Source organism: Nocardioides alpinus (assembly GCF_900112035.1).
Lineage (GTDB): Bacteria > Actinomycetota > Actinomycetes > Propionibacteriales > Nocardioidaceae > Nocardioides > Nocardioides alpinus.
In genome coordinates, this window is the sequence record NZ_FOKC01000007.1 from 40,197 (window position 1) to 57,472 (window position 17,276).

At 71.2% G+C, this 17,276-nt stretch carries 17 protein-coding genes; 12 read left to right on the plus strand and 5 right to left on the minus strand.

Annotated elements, in window-relative coordinates; translation table 11 throughout:
* Window position 1: 1 nt before the first annotated feature.
* Window positions 2-1,138: a lipid II:glycine glycyltransferase FemX gene (locus BM127_RS14470; RefSeq protein WP_231263453.1), complete on the minus strand. Its 1,137-nt coding sequence runs from the start codon at window positions 1,136-1,138 to the stop codon at window positions 2-4.
* A 331-nt stretch (window positions 1,139-1,469) separates the two neighbouring features.
* Here BM127_RS14470 and BM127_RS14475 point away from each other — a divergent pair, with 331 nt between their 5' ends.
* Window positions 1,470-2,462 carry a hypothetical protein gene (locus BM127_RS14475; protein ID WP_091199576.1) on the plus strand — a complete coding sequence of 331 codons (993 nt, stop codon included), beginning with the start codon at window positions 1,470-1,472 and terminating at the stop codon, window positions 2,460-2,462.
* Entirely contained in the window at window positions 2,455-3,129 is a 675-nt protein-coding gene (locus BM127_RS22870; protein WP_231263452.1) for a class F sortase, read from the plus strand. Before BM127_RS14475 ends, BM127_RS22870 begins: the two co-directional genes overlap by 8 nt.
* 15 nt (window positions 3,130-3,144) lie before the next feature.
* Here BM127_RS22870 and BM127_RS14485 read toward each other — a convergent pair whose 3' ends face one another.
* Window positions 3,145-3,945 (minus strand): deoxyribonuclease IV, encoded by an 801-nt coding sequence (locus tag BM127_RS14485; protein WP_091199577.1) that lies wholly within the window; start codon window positions 3,943-3,945, stop codon window positions 3,145-3,147.
* Complete coding sequence (locus BM127_RS14490) at window positions 3,942-4,883, minus strand: serine/threonine-protein kinase (protein ID WP_139227742.1); 942 nt, start codon at window positions 4,881-4,883, stop codon at window positions 3,942-3,944. The genes BM127_RS14485 and BM127_RS14490 overlap by 4 nt, the downstream gene beginning before the upstream one ends.
* A gap of 158 nt (window positions 4,884-5,041) precedes the next feature.
* Between BM127_RS14490 and BM127_RS14495 the strand changes: the two genes are divergently transcribed.
* The 5 genes from BM127_RS14495 (at window position 5,042) to rplI (ending at window position 7,726) form a co-directional block, all read left to right on the plus strand.
* Window positions 5,042-5,614 (plus strand): hypothetical protein, encoded by a 573-nt coding sequence (locus BM127_RS14495; RefSeq protein WP_091199581.1) that lies wholly within the window; start codon window positions 5,042-5,044, stop codon window positions 5,612-5,614.
* Between the two features lie 187 nt (window positions 5,615-5,801).
* Entirely contained in the window at window positions 5,802-6,092 is a 291-nt protein-coding gene (gene rpsF / locus BM127_RS14500) for a 30S ribosomal protein S6 (RefSeq protein ID WP_090968586.1), read from the plus strand.
* Between the two features lie 120 nt (window positions 6,093-6,212).
* Window positions 6,213-6,833 (plus strand): single-stranded DNA-binding protein, encoded by a 621-nt coding sequence (locus BM127_RS14505; RefSeq protein WP_091199583.1) that lies wholly within the window; start codon window positions 6,213-6,215, stop codon window positions 6,831-6,833.
* A gap of 195 nt (window positions 6,834-7,028) precedes the next feature.
* On the plus strand, window positions 7,029-7,265 hold the full coding sequence (rpsR, locus tag BM127_RS14510; protein WP_056603689.1) for a 30S ribosomal protein S18: 237 nt from the start codon (window positions 7,029-7,031) through the stop codon (window positions 7,263-7,265).
* A gap of 14 nt (window positions 7,266-7,279) precedes the next feature.
* A complete protein-coding gene (gene rplI / locus BM127_RS14515; RefSeq protein ID WP_091199585.1) occupies window positions 7,280-7,726 on the plus strand; it encodes a 50S ribosomal protein L9 in 447 nt (148 codons plus the stop codon).
* A 107-nt stretch (window positions 7,727-7,833) separates the two neighbouring features.
* Here rplI and BM127_RS14520 read toward each other — a convergent pair whose 3' ends face one another.
* Window positions 7,834-8,220 carry a hypothetical protein gene (locus BM127_RS14520; protein WP_091199587.1) on the minus strand — a complete coding sequence of 129 codons (387 nt, stop codon included), beginning with the start codon at window positions 8,218-8,220 and terminating at the stop codon, window positions 7,834-7,836.
* Window positions 8,221-8,329: 109 nt separating this feature from the next.
* Complete coding sequence (locus BM127_RS14525; protein ID WP_231263451.1) at window positions 8,330-9,655, minus strand: MATE family efflux transporter; 1,326 nt, start codon at window positions 9,653-9,655, stop codon at window positions 8,330-8,332.
* Between the two features lie 134 nt (window positions 9,656-9,789).
* Between BM127_RS14525 and BM127_RS14530 the strand changes: the two genes are divergently transcribed.
* The 5 genes from BM127_RS14530 to BM127_RS14550 all read left to right on the plus strand — a co-directional run bounded on the left by BM127_RS14530 (window position 9,790) and on the right by BM127_RS14550 (window position 17,276).
* Window positions 9,790-11,280 (plus strand): DUF4331 domain-containing protein, encoded by a 1,491-nt coding sequence (locus BM127_RS14530; RefSeq protein WP_091199589.1) that lies wholly within the window; start codon window positions 9,790-9,792, stop codon window positions 11,278-11,280.
* 118 nt (window positions 11,281-11,398) lie between these two features.
* Window positions 11,399-12,706 carry a tetratricopeptide repeat protein gene (locus tag BM127_RS14535; protein ID WP_091199592.1) on the plus strand — a complete coding sequence of 436 codons (1,308 nt, stop codon included), beginning with the start codon at window positions 11,399-11,401 and terminating at the stop codon, window positions 12,704-12,706.
* Window positions 12,703-14,280, plus strand: coding sequence for a HoxN/HupN/NixA family nickel/cobalt transporter (locus tag BM127_RS14540; RefSeq protein WP_091199594.1), 1,578 nt, complete (start codon window positions 12,703-12,705; stop codon window positions 14,278-14,280). The genes BM127_RS14535 and BM127_RS14540 overlap by 4 nt, the downstream gene beginning before the upstream one ends.
* Window positions 14,281-14,782: 502 nt before the next feature.
* Entirely contained in the window at window positions 14,783-16,186 is a 1,404-nt protein-coding gene (gene dnaB / locus BM127_RS14545) for a replicative DNA helicase (protein WP_231263450.1), read from the plus strand.
* 10 nt (window positions 16,187-16,196) lie between these two features.
* Window positions 16,197-17,276: an alanine racemase gene (locus BM127_RS14550; protein ID WP_091199598.1), complete on the plus strand. Its 1,080-nt coding sequence runs from the start codon at window positions 16,197-16,199 to the stop codon at window positions 17,274-17,276.

Below are 17,276 nucleotides of genomic sequence, written 5' to 3' on the forward strand. Positions count from 1 at the left end.
CTCACCCCCGCCGCGCCAGGTAGAGCTGGAACGCCTTGTAGATGGCCCGGTTGATCGGCAGGTCCCACTCCCCGGCGTACTCCACGGCCTGGCCGCCGGTGCCGACCTTGAACTGGATCAGCCCGACGTGCGGGTCGTCGGCGTCGAGGGTCTCGGTGATGCCGCGCAGGTCGTAGACGTGCGCGCCGGCGTCGAGGGCGTGGCGGATCATCGCCCACTGGACGCCGTTGGAGCCGCGTACGTCGCGCTTCTCCGTGGACGACGCGCCGTAGGAGTACCACGCGTGGGTGCCGACCCGGATCGCGATCGTGGCCGCGACCAGGTCGCCCTCGTGGCGGGCCAGCCAGAGCTGGATCCGGTCCGGGTCCTCGGCGTGGAGGGCGTCGTACATCGTCTCGAAGTAGGCCAGCGGCCGCGGCGTGAAGTGGTCACGCTCGGCGGTGTGGGCGTAGAGGTCGTGGAACGCCTTGAGATCGGTGCGGTCGCCGAGGGTGACCTCGACCCCCGACTTGTCGGCCTTCTTGATGTTGCGGCGCCAGAGCTGGTTCATGCCCGCGAGCACGTCGGCCTCGCAGCGCGGCTGCCCCTGCTCGTCGACGAGAGGGATCTGGAAGTTGAACTGCGGCTGACCGGCGGTGAAGCCGCCCTCGGCCGTCTGCTGCTGCCAGCCCAGCTCGTGCAGCTGCGCGATGACGCACGCGCCCTCCTGCGAGCGCTCCAACGGAGGTACGTCGCCCAGCCGGCGTACGGACTCGTCGGCGATCCCGGCCTTGACCTGCTCGGCCGACCAGCGCCGGGTGACGACCGGCGGACCCATCCGGACGGCGAAGGCGCCCTCGCGCTTGAGGTGCGTCACGAGCGGGGCGAGCCACGCCTCGAGATCGTCCCCGGACCAGTCGATGACCGGTCCCTCAGGAAGGTACGCGAGGTAGCGCCTGACCTTGGGCAGCTGGCGGTAGAGCACCAGCCCGACGCCGACCAGCTCGGGGCCGCGGTGCCAGCCGACGGACTCGGCGCGCCACTCCGCCTTGACGGTCGCCCAGGCGGGCGTCTGGAGGAAGCTGGCGGACGACCGGCCAGCAACGAAATCGCGATGCTCCTGCGCCGAGATCGGGCGCAGCGTCAGGGGTGTCGTCACCCCGAAGAGGTTACAAGGGACCAGACACGACCCCCGTACATGTCTGGTCCCTTGTGACTAGAGACGTCGGTGCTGCGGGTTTGGTTGCGTGCCGAACAGAACTTTTTCCTCAAGCAATCCTCTAAGTCGACTCAAGGTGCCCTCAAGAGTGGTCAGAACGAGCTATTCGCCCGTAGCCCGCCATGTCATCCAGCGTTCAACCACCGTCGGGGAATCGCGAGGGTGCTTGGGGACCTTCGCCTCCCCGGCACCTGACCCGGCGCCACCGCGCCGACGTCCACCACCGACAACGGCGCGACCGCGCCGCCCGGTCACCTTTGGGGAGAGAACCATGTCCACCACGCACCGCATCCGCCACACACCGCTTGCCGGCGCGGCCGTCCTGCTCGCCGGCGCCACCATGAGCGTGATGGCGGGACCTGCCAACGCCACCTCGTCCGCCTCGTCCGAGGGTCAGCCCGAGAAGGTCTTCGTCTGCAAGTACGTCGGCACCCCCGACGTGGACGAGCGCCTGCAGACCGGCAACAACCCGATCGAGGTCAGCGTCAACGCGATCCCGATCTACACCGGTCAGCCCGCGAGCGACCTGATCGGCCAGGAGTTCGCCGACGGGCAGGGCCGCTCCATCGTGATCGCTGTCTCGCCCACCCGCGGCGGGGGCCAGGGCGACGAGCCCACCATCGACGACTGCCCGGCCCCGGACGGCCCGCCGCCCGTGGTGGAGCCGATCAAGGTGACCGGGACGCCGACCCTCACGGACCCGTGTGGGCCCGACAACGAGGTCCTCAGCACGGCTCCTGCCAACGTGGTCTTCACGCCCGTCGACCTGGGTACGTCCATCCAGGTGACGGTCTCCGCGGCCGCCGGGTACACCCTCGACCAGGCCCAGACGGTCTTCGACCTCGCGGTCGACGACGCGGTGTGCCCGACCACGCCGGAGACGCCCGGCACCCCGGAGACGCCCGGCACCCCGAGCACGCCGCAGACCCCCACCACCCCGGAGACCCCGAGCACGCCCGAGGTCCAGCCGGAGACCGAGCCGGAGACTGAGCAGCAGCCCGAGGTCCTCGGCGTCCAGGCGTTCGGCAACAACAGCAGCAACAACAACAACGGCAACGGTGGCTCGCAGCCGCAGGTCCAGCCGCAGTCGCAGGCTCAGCCCCAGTCGCAGCAGGAGCTGCCGACCGCCGTCAACGCCGGCGTGGCCGGCCCTGCGGCAGCGAGCCCCGCGGGCGTCTCGACGACCGAGTCGCTGCTCGGCCTGATGCTGGTGCTGCTCGGTGCGGTGACCGCCCGCCTGGGGTGGATCCGCGCCCGTGGCTGATCCCACACGTCGGCAGCGCGGTCCCCTGAGGACCGCGCTGCTCGGGGTGGCGGCACTCGTGCTCGTCACGGGTGCGCTGCTCCTGGCCGCCGGCTCTTTGGGGAGAGCCGGCGGCGGCGACCCCGCACCCTCAGCGGCGACGCCGACGGCCGAGATCGAGGCGCGACCGTCCGCCGCACCACGACCGTCGTCCACACCAGCGTCAGCGGTGTCACCTGTCGCGTCGTCGCGCGGCGGTCGGCCCGCGGGCGTCGACGTACCTGTCCTGGACGTCGCGGCACCGGTCCTGCCGATCGGGCTGGAGGACGGGGCGCTCACCCCGCCGGCCGACCCGCAGCAGGTGGGGTGGTGGTCGGAGGGTGCCCGCCCCGGCGCGTCGGTCGGATCGGCCGTCCTCACCGGGCACACCGTGCACACCGGCGGTGGCGCCTTCGACGACCTCGAGACCGTGGTCCCGGGCGACGACGTCGTGGTGCGGACCGATCGTGGTCCGATCACCTACGAGGTGGACTCGGTACGGGTCCTGGGCCGGGGCGAGCTCGCGCGCGACAGCGCGGAGATCTTCGAGCAGCATGGCGCGGCACGGCTGGTGCTGATCACCTGCGAGGACTGGGACGGCACCGCCTACCTGAGCAACGTCGTCGTGATCGCCACTCCTGCTGGTTGAGCCTCGGGCCAGCCGTCAGAGATGGTCGCGGAGCCAGGCGAAGTCGGCCAGGTGCTCCGCGGCCCCTCCCGGGGTCTCGCAGATGACCGGGGCGCCGGCCTCGCGCACGACCCCCGCGAACTCGTCGGCGGGCAGGTGGCCCTGGCCGAAGTTGGTGTGGCGGTCGGCGCCGGAGTCGAAGGTGTCGCGCGAGTCGTTGGCGTGCACCAGGTCGATGCGACCGGTGATGGACCGGATCCGGTCCACCGCGTCGCCGAGGTCGATGCCGCCGGCCCAGGCGTGGCAGGTGTCGAGGCAGAAGCCGACCTGCTCCGACCCCTCGGCCGCGGAGATCGCGTCCCAGACGCCGGCGATCCGGTCGAGGTGGCGCGCCATCGCGTTGTCGCCTCCTGCGGTGTTCTCGATGAGCAGCGGGATCTTGAGGTCGGTGGCCTCGATGGCCTTGCGCCAGTTGTCGAAGCCGACCGCAGCGTCGTCGGTCTTGCCCACGTGACCACCGTGGACGATCAGGCCCTTGGCCCCGATCTGTGCGGCGGCGTCCATGTGCTGCTGGAGCAGCTTGCGGCTCGGGATCCGGATCCGGTTGTTGGTCGTCGCGACGTTGACGATGTAGGGGGCGTGGACGTAGAGGTCGACGCCTGCGGAAGCGGCCGCCTCGCGCAGCGCCTCGGCGCCACCCTCGTAGCGGATCTCGGGGCCCTTGTAGGACTGCGGGTCACCGAGGAAGAACTGCACGAGGGACGTCTTCCGCGCGACGGCCTCCGCGATCGGGTCGGTCTGCTCGACGTGGGCGCCGACGGCCAGCTGGGTGCTCATGGAGGCCAGCCTAGGAGGACGCACAGACACCCGACGACCACGCCGGTCAGGGCCACGACCGCTCCCCAGCCGGCCCAGTCGACGTCGGCGACCCGGCCCGCCCCCGTCGTACGCCGACCGCGCGGCGCCGGTCCGAGGCGATCGGGCACCGGGGGAGGGTCCGCCGCCGGCACCGACAACCTGGCGAGTAGCCGCAGCGCCGCCTCGGCCGTGGCCAGTCGCTGCTCGGGATCCGGCACCAGCAGCCGCTCCACCAGCGGCCGCAGCGGGTGGGACGGGACCTCGCGCTGGCGCGCGGGCGGCAGACCGGTCATCAGCTCGAGGGCCACCCGCCCCACGGCGTAGAGGTCCTGCGTCGGCTCCGGCAGGGCACCGCGGGCCTGCTCGGGCGCCATGTAGCCGTCGGTGCCGATCGCCCCGGGCACCGTGGTGAACCGCCGGTCCGCGACGGGAGCGGCCACGCCGAAGTCGCCGAGCCGCAGGTGCGGGGGCTCGTGCCCGGTCGCCTCGAGCAGCAGGTTGGCCGGTTTGACGTCGCGGTGCACGAGCCCGGCGCCGTGCACGGCGGTCAGCCCAGTGAGGAGCTGCTCGACCAGGAGGGCGACGGTGCCGGGGTCCAGCGGGCCGTGCTCACGGAGCAGGTCGGCGACCGACCCGCCCGGCACGAGCTCCATGGCGAGCACGACCAGGTCGTCCTCGGCGGCCCACCCGTGCGGCGCGACGACGTGGGGGTGGCGCACCCGGATCGCCTGCTCGCGCACGAATCGCGCCAGCAGCGCCGAGCTGTGCTGCCCGAGGACCTTCACCGCCACGAGGCACCCGGTCCGCTGGTCGCGGGCCCGCCACACCGAGCCCATCCCGCCCACACCGATCTGGTCGAGCAGGACGTAGCGCCCCGCCACCACGGCGGAGGCGCGGGTCAGTGCTGCCCTGGGCACCCGCCGACGCTAGCCCGATCCCCAGGCGCCGGCGGTGCGTCGTCCACAGGGTCCGGACCGGACCGTGGTGCCAGCCGTATTGCCGCGGTCACCGGAGGTGCGCGAGTCTCATGACCAACTGGTCCCGACTGCGGGGCCCCACTGGGGGAGAACCACCGATGTCCGACACCACGCCCACGCCCGGCGCCGAGCCCACCCCCGAGCCGACGCCCGAGCCCGCCACGTCGTCCACCCCACCCGCATCGACCCCGCCCGCATCGACCCCGCCCGCATCGACCTCGGCCGACGCGGTGGCGACGCTGAAGACGGCCGACCCTCTCGACCTCGGCACCATCGGCGCCGGGGTGCTCGTGTTCCTGGGCTCCCTGCTGCCCTACTACACGGTGTCCGTCGAGGGCTTCGGCAGCGAGTCGGCCACCGCGTGGCACGGCTTCCTCGGCTGGTTCGGTGCGCTGGCGGCGCTGGCCGGCGCCGGCGTCCTGGTCGCCAGGATCCTCGGTGCCGCACTGCCGGTCCCGGTCCGTACGACGGTGCTGGCGCTCTTCGGCATCGCTGCCTTCTGCACCCTGCTGGCGCTGTTCGTGACGCCCGGCGGGGACTGCGACGACAGCGGCCTGATGGGCGGTGTCTGCGACATGATCGACCAGGGCCACGGCTTCGGCTACTGGCTCGCGCTGCTCGCCTCGATCGCCGGGCTGGTGCTCGCCGCCGTGCGGCGTGCAGCCGACTGACACCGGGCCCCGTCCCCCCGTCGTACGACGATGCCAGCACGCGGTCGCGCCGCTGGTAGTCTTCCCCGGTTGCCTTCGGGCGACGTTTGACCGTGGAGCGCCATCGATAACGCGCACCACGGACGCACAGTCCCTCCTGCCACGGAAAGCCCGTGGCCGCTCTAGCCCAGAGGAGGTGGAGACCGCTATGCGTGCCTATGAAGTGATGGTCATCCTCGACCCGAGTCTCGACGAGCGCACCATCGAGCCCTCGCTCGACAAGTACCTCAACGTGATCCGCAAGGACGGTGGCTCGATCGAGTCGCTCGACGTGTGGGGTCGTCGCCGGATGGCGTACGAGATCAAGAAGAACGCCGAGGGCATCTACGCCGTCATCAACCTGACGGCCACGCCCGCGACGGTCAAGGAGTTCGACCGCCAGCTCACGCTGAACGAGTCGATCCTGCGCACGAAGGTCATGCGTCCCGACGCCCACTGATCGCCCCCGGGCATCTGTGGATAGACACTTCCCGCTGTCGGTGACTGCCTGTTTGATGGGCAGCACACCGGGAGCACCCCCCGGATCAGCAGGACATTCTGAGCTCTGAGGAGACCTGACATGGCAGGCGAGACCACCATCACCGTGATCGGCAACCTCGTCGACGACCCGGAGCTGCGGTTCACCCCCTCGGGGGCCCCCGTGGCCAACTTCCGGATCGCGTCGACGCCGCGCACCTTCGATCGCCAGACCAACGAGTGGAAGGACGGCGACACGCTGTTCCTCGCTTGTGCCGTCTGGCGGCAGGCCGCGGAGAACGTTGCCGAGTCCCTCCAGAGGGGCATGCGCGTGATCGTCCAGGGTCGCCTCAAGTCACGTCAGTACGAGACCCGCGAGGGTGAGAAGCGCACCGTCTTCGAGATCGACGTCGAGGAGGTCGGCCCGTCGCTGCGCTCTGCATCGGCCAAGGTCACCAAGACGACCCGGTCCGGCGGCGGTGGCGGCTACTCCGGCGGCAGTGGCGGTGGCGGTGGCTACTCGGGCGGCGGCAACGGCGGCGGTCAGTCCGCGCCGGCAGCCGACGACCCGTGGGCCAGCCCCGCGCCCGCGCAGGGTGGCGGCAACAGCAGCTGGGGCGGACAGCCCCAGTCGCAGCCGCAGGGTGGCGCCCCGTCCGCGCCCGCCAAGGACCCGTGGGCGACGCCCGGGGTCTCCGGCGGGAACGACGAGCCCCCCTTCTGATGATGAGCGGATCACTGCCGAGCTTGCGAGGCAGTGACATCCGCCAGGTTGAGCAGCCCCACGGCTGAGCTCGCGAAGCCGTGACAAGGGCGTGTCGAAACCCCTCAGCCTGATCCGGAAGATCGACCAAGACACACACCCACCATTCCGTCCCTGATTGCCTCAGGGCCGGGCTCACTGAAAGGGAGCACCACAATGGCCAAGGCAATTCTGCGCAAGCCCAAGAAGAAGGTTTGCCAGTTCTGCAAGGAGAAGGCGACCGGTGTCGACTACAAGGACACCACCCTGCTCCGCAAGTTCATCTCCGACCGTGGCAAGATCCGCGCCCGTCGCGTGACCGGCAACTGCGTCCAGCACCAGCGCGACGTGGCCATCGCCGTCAAGAACGCGCGTGAGCTCGCTCTGTTGCCCTACACGTCCACCGGCCGCTGAGAGGAGCACGAGACATGAAGCTCATCCTGACCCAGGAAGTTGACGGCCTCGGCGCCCCCGGCGACGTGGTCGAGGTCAAGGACGGCTACGGCCGTAACTACCTCGTTCCCCGTGGCCTCGGCATCCGCTGGAGCCGTGGTGGCGAGAAGACCATCGAGTCCATCAAGTCGGCCCGCACCGCGCGTGCGGCCCGCGACGAGGACCACGCCAAGGAGATCAAGACCAAGCTCGAGGCCAACGCGGTCAACGTGAAGGTCCGCGCCGGTGAGGGTGGTCGCCTGTTCGGCGCCGTCACCACCTCGGAGATCGCCGACGCCATCGGCGAGGTCTCGGGCGAGAAGGTCGACCGACGCACCATCGTCGTGGTCAACCCGATCAAGTCGCTCGGCGCCCACGAGGTGTCGGTCAAACTGCACGACGAGGTGTCCGCCACGGTGGCCCTCAACGTCGTTCCGGCCTGATCGCCGACTGACCCAGCACCACTCGACGGCCCGTCGCCTCCTCGGAGGCGGCGGGCCGTCGGCGTTGGCGCACCCGCGCGGAGGCGGTCGTGTGTGGGGGGCTGGACCTACTCGGTCGGCTTCTCGCAGCGCGTGGGCGGTCGGCCGCCACCGGAGTGGTACTCGTAGGTCCGGCCGTCGGCGCGGAGCGTGATCCGTGATCCGTCGATCAGCGCCTGGGTGTAGGCCATCCCCGGCTGCGCACACCCGCGGCTGCCGTCGCGCCACGTGACCTCCTCCACCGACACGACCTCGACCGAGGCGGGATCCACGGCGAGGGTGGAGGCCAGGTCGCCGACCGCCGACCCCACGGCATCCGTGCCGGGGGCGGGGCTGGCTGACGGGGTCGGCTCCACGGTGGTCTCCTCGGCACTCGGCGGCTCGGTCTGCGCGCCGCACGCCACCAGCATGACAAGGGATCCCACGAACAGGGGCAGGCGCAGGGACGCGGTCATCACCCCGGTGGGACGCCCGGCGGACGGATGGCGTTCCGGACATGACGAAGGAGCGAGCGGGGCTGCCACCGCTGGGCCCGCCCGACTGTCCCAGGCCGGGGATCGCGGCCTAGCCAGACACCGAGGCGCCGGTCACGAGCCAGCGGTCGCCCCGAGCGCGCCACGACAGGAGGAGCCCGCGCGCCCCCATGAAGACCACGTTCATCGCGATCCAGACCGCGACGAGCCCGTGCGGCAGCGTGGCCGCCCACAGGGCGGCCGGGGCGTACGCAGCCAGCACCACGAGGCCCGCCCAGGCGAGGAAGGCGCCGTCGCCCGCCCCGATGAGCACGCCGTCGAGCACGAAGACCACCCCGGCCAGTGGTTGAGCGATCGCCGCGACGAGCAGCACCGGCACCAGCAGGGCCAGCACCTCGGGGTCGCTGGTGAAGAGCGCGCCGATGAACGGCGAGACCGCTGCGAGGGCCAGGCCGGCGACGATCCCGCTGCCCCAGCCCCAGCGGATCATCCGTCGGGTCAGCTGCCGCGTGCTCTCGACGTCGCCGCTGCCCAGCGCCCGTCCGGTCAGCGCCTGCGCCGCGATGGCGATCGCGTCGAGCGCGAAGGCGAGGAACGTCCACAGGGTGATGGCGATCTGGTGCGTGGCGAGGGTGACGTCGGTGCCCTGGGTGCTGACACGCGTGACGGCGTAGGTCCCGACGAGCAGGCACGCGCGCAGGGCGAGCGTGCGGATCACGAGGGCGACCGCCGCGTGGGCGGCAGCGAGGATCCCTGCCCGGTCAGGCGAGAGCGGGGCGTCGTGCTCGCGGGCGGCCCGTACGACCACCGCGACCAGCCAGGCTGCCGAGAACACCTGCGCGACCACCGACCCGATCGCCGAGCCCGCGATGCCGAGGTCGAGGCCGTAGACGAGGAGGACGTTGAGGGCGATGTTGAGGGCGTTGCCGGCGACGGCCACGAGCAGCGGCGTACGGGTGTCCTGCAGTCCGCGCAGCACTCCGGTCGTGGCGAGCATGACCAGCAGCGGGGTGGTGCCGAGGAAGGCGATGGCCAGGTAGGTCTCGGCCTGCTCGGCCACCTCGGGCCCGGTGTCGAAGGCCCCGACCAGGGCCGGGGTGGCGAGGATCCCGCCGACGGTGGCGAGCGTGCCGATGAGGATCGCCAGCCAGACACCGTCGACCCCCTGGGCCAGAGCGCCCCTCAGGTCACCGGCCCCGAGGTGGCGCGCGACGCTGGCCGTGGTGCCGTAGGCCAGGAAGACGCAGAGCCCGACGACGGTCTGCAGGATCACCGCGGCGATGCCGAGTCCGGCCAGCTCAGGGGTGCCGAGGTGGCCGACGATCGCGGCGTCGGAGAGCAGGAAGAGCGGCTCGGCGACGAGGGCGAGGAAGGCGGGAGCGGCGAGGCGCAGGATCTCCCGGTCGATGGCCTTCACAGGCGCATTCTCTACCAATCCACTTCTGTTGTGACTCCGAACACCTCTCACCCCGGCCCACTCACGGAGTCTCGGGTGCCCGAATCGGCGCACGCACGACCCGCGTCCCGGGCCAACACAAGGAGTAGTTGCTGATGAACCGCTCACGACCCACCAAGCGGCACGGGGCGATTGCCCTGGCCTGCACCGGCGGACTGCTGACAGCTGTCGGCTTCGCCGGTCTCGGCCCGCTCGCCGCCACCGCATCGAGTCACCGCGAGGCACCACTCATCGCGGGGACGCCCCAGTACGACGGGACGGACCTCTACGCGTTCCGCAGTCCTGAGGCGCAGAAGACCGTCACCCTGGTCGCCAACTGGCTGCCCTTCGAGGAGCCGGCCGGTGGTCCGAACTTCTACAGCTTCGCGACCGACGCGCAGTACGACATCCACGTCGACAACAACGCGGACGCCAAGCCCGACGTGACGTTCCGGTGGACCTTCAAGGACCACTACGTCACCAAGGACACGTTCCTGGCCGCCACCGGTCCGGTCACGTCCCTGACGGACAAGAACCTGAACTACTACCAGACCTACAAGCTGGTCAGGATCGCGAAGAACGGCAAGACCAAGACGATCGTCAACAAGAAGCGGGTCGCCCCGTCGAACATCGGCAAGGCGTCCATGCCCAACTACGCCGCGCTGCGTGCGCAGGCGACGACCAGCCCGGCGAAGAACGTGAAGTCCTTCGCCGGTCAGGCCGAGGACCCGTTCTTCCTCGACCTGCGCGTCTTCGACCTGCTCTACGGCGGTGACCTCTCCGAGGCCGGCGACGACACCCTGGCCGGCTTCAACGTCCAGTCCGTCGCGCTCCAGGTGCCGAAGCGTTGGGTTGCCAAGAAGGGCAACGCCAAGAAGAACCCGGTCATCGGCACGTGGACGACCACCCAGAAGAAGTCGACCAACGGCAAGTACGTCCAGGTCTCGCGCCTGGGCAACCCGCTGGTCAACGAGGTCGTCATCCCGCTGAAGCTCAAGGACGCGTTCAACGGCCTGAAGCCCACCGGTGACGCAGTGGCTCTCAAGTACGTCACCAACCCCGAGCTGCCCAAGCTGATCGAGTCGGTCTACGGCATCGACGCGCCCGCGACCCCGCGCAACGACCTCGTGTCGGTGTTCCTCACGGGCGTCAAGGGCCTCAACAAGGCCAAGGGCAAGGTCACCCCGAGCGAGATGCTGCGCCTCAACATGTCGACCCCCGTCACCGCGGAGCCCAACCGGCTCGGTGTGATCGGTGGCGACACGCAGGGCTTCCCCAACGGCCGTCGACTCGGTGACGACGTCATCGACATCGCGCTCCAGGTCGTCGAGGGCGAGCTCGTCGGTTCGGCGAACGACCTCGGTGACGGTGTCGACGCCAACGACGCCGCGTTCAGTGGCACGTTCCCCTACCTGGCCCTCCCGGCCAGTGGCAGCAACGCCGACCCGCACCCGTCCGCGGGTGGCTCGGCCAAGCAGTCGTCGAACGAGGGCGGTGTGCTCCAGGGCATCGCCCCGAACCGTCAGAGCTCGATGGCATTCATCGGTGTCGGCCTCCTGGCCCTCATCGGTGGCATCGGTGGCGCTGCCAAGCGCCGCAAGGCCTGACCGCACCTGAGTCAGCCCGGCCGCGCGGCGTTCCTGTCGCGCGGTCGGGCTGCACCCCCGCCTGATCACCGCCCCGCACCCACCCCCCGCACCACCGCCCGCGTCGGAAGGACCCCCCATGCGTAAGAGCCTCATCGTCATCGGTGTCGGCCTGGTGCTGGCGGTGTCCGGCGGCATCGGTGTCGCCACCACGTCGAGCCCGTCCACGTCGACCCCCGCCGCCGCCGTGCCGCGTGTCGTGCCCGACTCCGGCCAGGACCTCGAGGCGAGCATCGCCGCCCTGCAGGACACCCTGCGCCGCGTGCCGGCCGACCACGTGTCCTGGGCCAACCTCGCCGTCGCCTACGTCGAACAGGCCCGCGTCACCGGCAACGCGACCTACTACGAGAAGGCGGACGAGGCCGCGGCCCGCTCCTTCGACCTCGAGCCGGACGACAACTTCACCGCGCTCGCCGCCCGGGCCGCGATCTCCGCGGCTCGCCACGACTTCACCGACGCGCTCACCAGCGCCGACGAGGCGCTGGCCATCAACCCGCGCGACCTCGGTGCTCTGGCGGTCCGCGTCGACGCCCTCAACGAGCTCGGCAGGTACGACGACCAGCTCAAGGCGCTGCGCACGGCGGACCGGCTCCAGCCGAGCACCGCGGTCGCGACCCGCTACTCCTACGCCTACGAGCTCCGCGGCGACCTCGACCGTGCGCTGGACATCCTGCGCCGCGCGGCCGCTGTCGGCTCGCGCGCCGACAAGGCGTACACCCTGACCCTGGCCGCCGACATCGAGCGCAAGCTGGGCCGGCTCCCCGCCGCCGCCCGCGACCTCGAGATCGCCCAGCAGGCCGTGCCGGACCACCTGGCCGCACTGGTCTCCACCGCCCGCCTGCAGGTCGCGCGTGGCGAGCTGGAGGAGGCGGTGACGACCTGGCAGGACGTCGTCGCCCGCCAGCCGCTGCCGGAGTACCTCACCGAGCTCGGCGAGCTGCTCGAGCACCTCGGTCGGCCCGACGAGGCCGAGGCCCAGTTCGCCGTCGTCCGCACCACGATCGAGCTGCTCGACGCGAGCGGCGTACGCACCGACCTCGAGACCGCGCTCTTCGAGGCCGACCACGGGTCGCCCGAGCGGGCGCTGAGCCAGGCGCGCGCCGAGTGGCGCCAGCGCACGAGCGTCCACGTCGCCGACGCCCTCGCCTGGGCGCTGCACCGCAACGGCCGTGACCGCGAGGCGCTCACGATCGCGCGCCGCGCCACGGCGCTCGGTTCGCCGGAGGCCAAGTTCTGGATCCACCGCGGGACGATCGAGGCGGCCCTGGGGATGACCGACGACGCCCGGACCCACCTGCGCCGTGGCCTCGCGACCGACCCCGGCCTGTCGCCGTGGCAGCGCGACGAGGCCCGCACGACCCTCCGCGAGATCGAAGGAACCCGATGAGAGTCCTCGCGCGCCTCCTGATCGCCCTCGGCGCCATCGCCGGCTGCCTCTTCGTGGCGGGCCCCGCATCGGCCCACCCGCTCGGCAACTTCACCGTCAACCGCTACACCGGGATCCTCGTCTCGCCCGACGGCGTCGAGATCGACCACGTCGTCGACCTCGCGGAGATCCCGACCGCCCAGCTCGGCTCGGCCATCGACGACCTCCCGGCCCTGGCCGCCAGCGAGTGCGCGACCACTGCCGACGGGCTGGACGTACGCGCGGGCGGGAGCGTCGTACGCCTCACGCTGACCGACTCCTCCGCCTCGATCGCCGACGGCGAGGGCGGCCTGCCGATCACCCGCATCACCTGCGCCTACGCAGGCAGCGCCGACATCGGCGGGGGTGAGGTCACCTTCACCGACGGCACCGCCCCCGGTTCGGTGGGCTGGCGCGAGGTCACCGCCGTCGGCGACGAGATGACCCTGACCAGCTCGGACGTCCCGGACACCAGCACCAGCGACCGCCTCACGTCCTACCCCGAGGACCTGCTGCAGTCCCCGCTCGACGTCACCTCCGCCACGCTCGCGGTGTCGCCCGGCGGCCCGGCCGGCGAGCTGCCCGGCAGCGATGGCACCGGACCGACCGCGAGCGACGGCAGCTGGCTCTCGGCCCGCGCCACCGCCCTCGTCGACGACAGCGGCTGGATCGCCGGTTTCCTCGCGGTGTTCGCCGCGCTGGCGCTGGGCGCCACCCACGCGCTCTCGCCCGGGCACGGCAAGACCGTCATGGCCTTCTACCTCTCCCAGCGCGGCGACAACTCCGTGCGCTCGGCCTTCGCGGTCGGCAGCGCCGTCACCATCGCGCACACCGGCTCGGTCCTGGTGCTGGGGTTGCTGGTGTCCCTGAGCAGCGCCTTCGTGCCGGCTCGGATCTATCCCTGGCTCACCCTCGCCACCGGCCTGCTGATCGTCGGGCTCGGGCTCTACCTCCTCGCGCGGCTGAGTCGCGACGGCGGCCAGGGGCACGGTCATGGCCACGGACATGGTCATGGCCACGGACATGGTCATGGCCATGGCCACGGACACGAGGAGCCCGTCCCCGCCGCGGTCCACGAGCACGACGACCACGAGCACCCGCACGAGCACGGTCACGGCCCCCACGACCACGAGCACCCTCACGAGCACGCCCACGCCGCGGTGGGTGCCGGTTCGGTCGCAACGGCCACTGCCGTCGCGCCGGTGCAGGCGCCGTCCGAGCCGGAGACCGCTCCCGGTCGCTGGGGCGTGTGGGTGATGGGCCTCGTCGGCGGCCTGGTGCCGAGCCCCTCGGCACTGCTGCTGCTCCTCGCGGCCACGGCGCTGGGTCGCGCCTGGTTCGGCTTCGCGCTGGTGCTCGCGTTCGGCGTCGGGATGGCCGTGTCGCTCGCGGCGGTGGGCCTGCTGGCCCGCGACGTGGTGACGCGGATCGAGCGGCTGGCGCTCCAGCGGGGGTTCCTGGGCGGCAACGTCCGCACCTTCCTGCGGTACGGCGCTGCGCTGGGCATCTGCGCGGTCGGTGCCGGCGTCGTGATCCGTACGCTCGTCCAGCTCTGACCCGGTCGCTGGCTCCGCGCCGGGCACGGGTGCGCCGAGCCCCTTACAAAGCCGGCGCCGGTGGTGTCAATGGACCGTTCGGACTACCTGTGCAGGGTGGTGTGGATGAAACCGGTGTCGCGGGCGTCACAAGACCGGGCAGACGAAGCGGGCAGCGAAATCCAGATGTCGGACGGGTGAACACGCGAACCGTGAGGAGTTTTTCCTCCACAGGGTGTGCACGATGTTTCCGCAGGTCAGAGTGCATGTTCAGGTGTGTGAACACCTCTTCTCCACAGGTTGCTCCACGACATGTGCACCGGGCCCCGCGTGTCGTCCACGTGAGTACGCAGGTTGTCCACAGAGCCTGTGGATAACTCGGCCTCGTCGGCTTCCCCTGAGGTGCGTCAGCACGTAGGTTCACGCGCGGCAGTCACCTGGCGCAAGGGCTCCCGACGCGATGTCGGTGGTCGTCCCTAGCGTCGGTGCAGTGGTGGTGAGCAGCACGGCGAAGGGAGCATCGGTGAGCGTCACCTTCGAGGGGGAGACCGACGAGGCCTGGGGCGACGGACCGTCGGCCTACGAGCCGGGCAACGCGCCGCGCCCCGCGGGCGACCGCACGCCTCCGCAGGACAACGCTGCCGAGCAGAGCGTGCTCGGCTCGATGCTGCTGTCCAAGGACGCCATCGCCGACGTGGTCGAGACCCTCAAGGGCGTCGACTACTACCGCCCGGCCCACGAGGTCATCCACGACGCGATCATCGACCTCTACGGTCGGGGCGAGCCCGCCGACCCGATCACCGTCGCCGCCGAGCTGGTCAAGCGCGGCGAGCTCCAGCGCATCGGTGGCGCCCCCTACCTCCACACCCTGTCGGCCAACGTGCCGATCGCGGCCAACGCCGGCTACTACGCCGAGATCGTGCGCGACAAGGCGGTGCTGCGCCGCCTCGTCGAGGCCGGCACCCGCATCGCCGCACTCGGCTACGCCGGCGAGGGCCAGATCGACGACGTCGTCGACAGCGCGCAGGCCGAGGTCTACAAGGTCACCGACCGGCGCGCGACCGAGGACTACGCGCCGCTGAGCGACATCATGAGCGGCGTCCTCGACGAGATCGAGCAGATCGGCAACCGCGAGGCCGGCCTCTACGGCGTGCCCACCGGCTTCGCCGACCTCGACGACCTGACCAACGGCCTCCACTCCGGCCAGATGATCATCGTGGCCGCTCGTCCCGCCATGGGGAAGTCGACCCTCGCCCTCGACTTCTGCCGGGCCGCCTCGATCCACAACAACCTGACCAGCTGCTTCTTCAGCCTCGAGATGACGCGCTCGGAGATCATGATGCGTCTGCTCTCGGCCGAGGCGAAGGTGCCCCTCAACCACATCCGCAACGGCACGATGCGCGACGACGACTGGGAGAAGCTCGCCCGCAAGATGGGCCAGGTCTCGGGGGCGCCGATGTTCATCGACGACAGCCCCAACATGACGATGATGGAGATCCGGGCCAAGGCGCGCCGGCTCAAGCAGCGCCACGACCTCAAGCTCATCGTGATCGACTACATGCAGCTGATGAGCTCGGGCAAGAAGGTCGAGTCCCGCCAGCTCGAGGTCTCGGAGTTCTCCCGCAACATCAAGCTCCTCGCCAAGGAGCTCGAGCTGCCGATCATCGCGCTGTCCCAGCTCAACCGTGGTCCCGAGCAGCGCGGCGACAAGCGCCCGATGATGAGCGACCTGCGTGAGTCCGGCTCGCTCGAGCAGGACGCCGACATGGTGATCCTGCTCCACCGTGACGACGTCTACGAGAAGGAGTCGACCCGCCCCGGCGAGGCCGACCTGATCGTGGCCAAGCACCGCAACGGTCCGACCCGCGACCTGACCGTGGCCTTCCAGGGCCACTACTCGCGGTTCGTGGACATGGCCCAGGGCTGATCTCCGGCCGATGGACCTGGACGCCCTCGACACCCCGTTCGTGGTCGTCGACCGCGTCGTCCTCGAGCGCAACCTCGCGGCGAGTGCCGAGAGGGCACGGGCCCGAGGCGTCGCGTGGCGCCCGCACGCGAAGACCCACAAGAGCCTCGCGATCGGGCGGCGGCAGCTGCACCACGGAGCCGTCGGCCTGACCCTCGCCACGGTCGGCGAGGCCGAGATCTTCGCTGCCGCCGGGTTCGACGACCTCTTCCTCGCCTATCCGATCTGGGCGGCGGGACCCCGGGCCGACCGGCTGCGCACCTTGGCCGGGACCATCGCGCTGAGGGTCGGGCTGGACTCCGTCGCCGGGGCCGACCAGCTCGCGGACGCGCTGCGAGGGGCCCCGGTGGAGGTCGTCGTCGAGGTCGACTCCGGTCACCACCGCACCGGTGGTGACCCGCGACGGGCCGGCGAGGTCGCGGCCCATGCGGTGTCGCGGGGCCTCGACGTGGTCGGCGTGTTCACGTTTCCCGGCCACGCCTACGCCCCCGGTGCCCGCGAGGGCGCAGCCGCCGACGAGGCACGGGCCCCCGACCTCGCCGCGCACGCCCTGCTGGCCGTCGGCATCGAGCCCCGGGTCCGCAGCGGGGGCACCACGCCCACCGAGAACCTTCCCGTCCTGGGTGAGAACGGGTTCCCCGCCACCGAGACGCGGCCGGGCGTCTCGTCCTTCGGCGACGCCCAGCAGGTCGAGCTCGGCGCGATCGACTTCGCCGACTGCGCCCTGGCCATCGTCGCGACCGTCGTCCACTCGCGGGACGGCGAGGCCGTCCTCGATGCCGGCAGCAAGGTCCTCGGCACCGACCGGGCGGCGTGGGCGACGGGTCACGGACGCCTGCCCGACCGCCCCGCCGCACGCATCGTCACCCTTTCCGAGCACCACGCCACCGTGGTGTGCGGCGACGGACCCGTCCCGGCCGTCGGCAGTCGCGTACGGGTCGTCCCCAACCACGTGTGCACGAGCGTCAACCTGGTCGACCGGCTCGTGGTCGTCCAGGACGACGAGGTCGTCGACACCTGGGTCGTCGACGCGCGTGGCGCCAACAGCTGA